Below are 3,094 nucleotides of genomic sequence, written 5' to 3' on the forward strand. Positions count from 1 at the left end.
GTCCGCCAGGAGCAGCTCGCCGTCCGCGGTGACCAGCGCGTCGACGGTCGGGACGGCGGACGTCGGGGCCGGGCCGAGCACCGGCTGCGGCGGGGCCGGCCGCTCCCTGCGGGGCCACCAGCGCCGGCGGCCGGCCTTGCGGGCCGCGAGCCGGTCGAACAACTGCTCGTACTGCTCGGCGATCAGGGCCGGGTCGTAGCGTTGCGCGTTCTTCAGCGCGGCGGCGGCCATCGCCTCCCGCTGCGCGTCGTCGTTGATCACCCGCAGCAGCGCGGCCGCCAGGGCGGCCTCGTCCCCGATTGGCGTGAGCAGGCCGTCCATCCCGTCCTGGAGGATCTCGGCCGGACCGTACGGCGCGTCCGTGCTGACCACCGGCACCCCGCACCGCATCGCCTCGACCAGCGTCATGCCGAACGGCTCCTGGTCGGAGGGCACGGCGGCGATCGCGCCCTTGGCCCATTCCGTCTCGATCGGCGTGTACGGGCCCATCATCAGCACGTTGTCGTGCAGCCCGAGCTCGGCGACCAGGGCGCGCAGCTCGTTGCGGAGCTTGCCTTGGCCGTACACCCGCAGCTGCCAGTCCGGGCGTTCGGCCGTCACCGCGGCGAAGGCCCGGATCAGCAGGTCGTAGCGCTTGCCCTGGACCAGCCGGCCGGCCGCCACGACGATCTTGTCGCGGCCGTGCGACGGGGGCACGACCGGCGCCGGCACGCTGTTCGGGATGAAGGTCAGCTCGGTGTCCGTGAGCCGCGTGTGCGCCCGGTACTCCTCGGCGTCACGGGCGGTGATGGTCACGAAAGCGTCGAGCTTGCGCAGGTGGCGGGGCAGCTCCTCGCGCATGGCCTTGCGCTGCTGGAGCCGGGTCAGGTGCTCCTGGCCGATCTTGATCATCCGGTCCGGGGCGAACCGGCCGGCGTAGGCGATCAGGCCGGGCCGGGTGGCGATCACCACGTCGGCGTCGCTGGCGGCCAGGTAGCGCGCGTACCGCTCCTCGACCATCCGGTCGTAGTCGCTGGACCGGTAGTCGGCCTTCGGGTAGAACCGCGCCGGCCGGCCACGCAGCGGATCGTCGGCCAGGTATTCGGGATGGTCGGTCCTGGCCTCGACGAGCGCCATCAGCCGGACGGCCGGGTGCAGGGGCATGTGCGGCACGTCGCGCCGGCGTGCGGTGCTGAGCACTTCCACCTGGTGGCCCCGCTCGGCCAGGGCGCTGCCGAGGTTGAAGGTCGTGGTGATGGTGCCACCGATACCGAAGCCGTCGTTGAGCAGGAAAAGGACCTTCACGGATCGGCACCCTAGACCGGTCGTGCGACCCCCGTCCATCCGGTGCGCACAGCAGAACGCTTGACGACACGTCCCGACACAAGTAAACAATCCTTATCATTCATCGGGGATCATCGATGGGGGCAACCATGAACTCGATCGCCGCAGCGCTGGTGGCCCTGCTGATGGCGCCGGCCGTCGCCGCAGCGCCGCCCACGTACACCACCGCGGAGGCCGGCAACCCCTTCGTCGACGGCCGCTACGCCGACCCCGACATCGCGCTCTACAACGACCGGTACTGGGTGTTCCCGACCTCGTCCCGGCCCTACGCCGAACAGACCTATCTGGACGCTTTCTCCTCCACCGACCTGGTCACGTGGACCAGACACCCGACTGTGCTGAGCACCGCGAACGTCTCCTGGGCGAAGTACGCGGTCTGGGCGCCCGCCCCGATCCAGCGCAACGGCCGGTACTACCTCTACTTCGCGGCCAACGACATCCAGAGCAACACCGAGCTCGGCGGCATCGGTGTCGCCGTCGCGGACCGGCCCGAGGGACCGTACATGGACGCCATCGGCCGGCCGCTCATCGACCGCTTCGTCAACGGCGCGCAGCCGATCGACCAGGACGTGTTCATCGACGACGACGGGCAGGCGTACATCTACTACGGCGGCCACGGACACGCCAACGTGGCCCGCCTGAACAGCGACATGACCAGCCTGGGAACGTTCCCCGACGGTTCGGTGTTCAAGGAGATCACGCCGGCGGGCTACGTCGAGGGCCCGCAGATGCTCAAGCGCAACGGCAAGTACTACCTGATGTGGTCCGAGGGCGGCTGGACCGGTCCGGACTACTCGGTCGCGTACGCGATCGCGGACTCACCGACCGGACCGTTCCAGCGCCTCGACAAGATCCTGGCGCAGGACGCCGCGGTCGCCCGCGGCGCCGGCCACAACTCGGTCGTGAACATCCCGGGCACCGACACCTGGTACATCTTCTACCACCGCCGGCCGCTCGGCGAGACCGACGGCAACGCCCGCTACCTGGCCTACGACCGGATGACCTTCGCCGCCGACGGCACCATCCAGCGGGTGAAGATGCTCGTCAAGGACAACTTCGACGACAACAACGCGATCGGCTGGAAGACCTACGGCGGCTCGTGGACGGCCACCGGCGGGCAGTACCGGGCCCAGCACTCGTACGGCGGCAAGGCACTGCTGACCGACAACCACACGAACGCGGTCTACGACGCCGACGTCACGGTCACCTCCGGCGCGGGCGACGCCGGCCTGGTCTTCCGGGCCACCTCCCCCGCCGTCGGCACGGACAGCTACCGCGGCTACTACGCGGGCATCAGCCCGGCGGGCCAGGTCGTGCTGGGCAAGGCGAACAACAACTGGACCCGGCTCGGTGCGGCGGCTCTGTCCGTCGCCGTGGGCACGCGCTACCACCTGCGGGTCGAGGCGGTGGGCTCGTCGCTCAAGGTGTTCGTGAACGACATGGCAAACCCCAAGATCACAGTCACCGACGGTACGTACACAGCCGGCTCCTCCGGGGTACGCGTCTACAACGCCGCGGCGGCCTTCGACAACCTCGCGGTCACGAACCGGTGATGCGGTAGCCGACCCCGGCCTGGGTGGTGATGATCGGCGGCTCGCCCAGCTTGCGGCGCAGCCGGCCGATCGTGACCGTGACGGTGTTGGTGAACGGGTCGGCGTTCTCGTCCCACACCTGCTCCAGCAGCGCTTCGGCGCTCAGGAACGCCGGCGCCGCCCGGAGCAGGGCCTCCAGCAGGGCGAACTCCTTGACCGAGAGGTCCAGCCGGCGGCCG

The 3,094-nt window shown here is 70.1% G+C and carries 3 protein-coding genes; 1 reads left to right on the top strand and 2 read right to left on the bottom strand.

Annotated features, from left to right (window positions below; genetic code table 11):
* A partial coding sequence (locus tag AB0C29_RS40830; protein ID WP_360832430.1) for a glycosyltransferase occupies positions 1-1,284 on the bottom strand: 1,284 nt, incomplete at its 3' end.
* 116 nt (positions 1,285-1,400) lie between these two features.
* Between AB0C29_RS40830 and AB0C29_RS40835 the strand changes: the two genes are divergently transcribed.
* Entirely contained in the window at positions 1,401-2,876 is a 1,476-nt protein-coding gene (locus AB0C29_RS40835; RefSeq protein WP_360832432.1) for a family 43 glycosylhydrolase, read from the top strand.
* Here AB0C29_RS40835 and AB0C29_RS40840 read toward each other — a convergent pair.
* Positions 2,863-3,094 (bottom strand): helix-turn-helix domain-containing protein (locus tag AB0C29_RS40840; RefSeq protein WP_360832435.1); only part of this gene is annotated, 232 nt, incomplete at its 5' end. The genes AB0C29_RS40835 and AB0C29_RS40840 overlap by 14 nt on opposite strands.

This window comes from Actinoplanes sp. NPDC048791 (genome assembly GCF_040650095.1).
In the GTDB taxonomy this organism is placed as follows: Bacteria; Actinomycetota; Actinomycetes; order Mycobacteriales; family Micromonosporaceae; genus Actinoplanes.